Below are 1370 nucleotides of genomic sequence, written 5' to 3' on the forward strand. Positions count from 1 at the left end.
AAAATCATTTTCAATATCCATCAAATTGATCAGCTTGAGTCGAACCCGAACGTCTCGTCGGTTTCAGAACGCTCGATCCAATACACCGGTGAATTCAAAGTAAAGGCCGTGCTTGAAAACATGGACGGCAAGGGACCCCGGCAGATCTTCACGGAGGCTGGATTCGACCTGACGGTAATTGGGAACAGGAAGGCGAAGTCCGCGTTGGAACGATGGCGCCGAACATATCGAAAAGACGGGGAAGACGGTCTCCTGAACGACAAACGTGGAAAGGCTCTGGGAGGTGGACGCCCGAAAACAGACGAGTCGATGGAGAGACGGTTAGCGAAGGCAGAGGCAAGAATCAAGTACCTGACGGCAGAGAATGAACTCTTAAAAAAGCTAGAGAAGTTAGAAGGGCAGGCGAAACATACGAACTGACACCAGCAGCGAAATATCAGGCCATCAACACCGTCATCCGCATCGCACAGCTGAAGAACCTCGTCCGCCCACTATGTGAGATCGCCGGCGTGAGCCGGAGTGGCTATTACGCCTGGTTGAACCGTGCCGAGGCGGAGTCCCTCCGGGAAGAGCGTGATTACCTAGACGCGACACTCCTCAAGCAAATCCACGACAGCCATAAAGGTAAAGTCGGTTATCGGGGGCTGTACATGGAGGTGCTCGCGACACTCGGCGTCCGGATCAACCACAAACGGATTCTCCGACTGATGCGCAAGTATAACATCGTCACCAAAATCCGGAGGATGAATCCTTATCGGAAGCTCTCTCAGGCGACGCACGAGCATCGCGTCGTGCCGAATCTGTTGAACCGTCAGTTCCGACAGAGCGAGCCTGGAAAGGTGTTCGTGACCGACATCACCTACCTCCCGATCGCCTCCGGCGAGAACGTCTATCTGTCATGCGTGAAGGACGTGGCCACGCGTGAGATCGTGGCGCACAAGCTGTCCGCAAGCCTTCACATGGACCTCGTCTTTCAGACGATGGAAAAACTTGAAGATCACCTCCAAGGGAATCTGCATCCCGAGGCGATGATCCATTCGGATCAAGGCTTCCACTATACACATCCGGACTACCAACAACTCGTTCGCAGCCTTGGACTGGTCCAGTCCATGTCACGTCGAGGCAACTGTCTCGACAACGCACCAATTGAATCATTCTTTGGCCATTTGAAGGACTATGTCACCAACCGATCGTGTGGATCAATCGAGCAGGTCAGAGAAATGGTCGGGGACTACATAAACTATTACAACTGCGAACGCGGTCAGTGGAACCTAAAAAAGATGACCCCGGAACAATATCGGGGCCATCTAATCGCCGCATAGGACATACGGGCTTTTTATTAAACTGTCCATTTTACGGGGCTCAGTTCA

Annotated in this window: 1 protein-coding gene; it reads left to right on the forward strand. The window is 52.8% G+C overall.

Annotated elements, in window-relative coordinates; all coding sequences use genetic code 11:
* A protein-coding gene (locus EVJ32_RS15860) for an IS3 family transposase (RefSeq protein WP_370276283.1) occupies nt 1-1322 on the forward strand; the annotation gives its coding sequence in 2 pieces (ribosomal slippage) (nt 1-367 and nt 367-1322; 1323 coding nt annotated over the 2 pieces). This gene is flagged as partial in the annotation.
* Between the last annotated feature and the right edge of the window lie 48 nt (nt 1323-1370).

This window comes from Exiguobacterium sp. SH5S4, from assembly GCF_004337045.1.
In the GTDB taxonomy this organism is placed as follows: Bacteria; Bacillota; Bacilli; order Exiguobacteriales; family Exiguobacteriaceae; genus Exiguobacterium; species Exiguobacterium aurantiacum_A.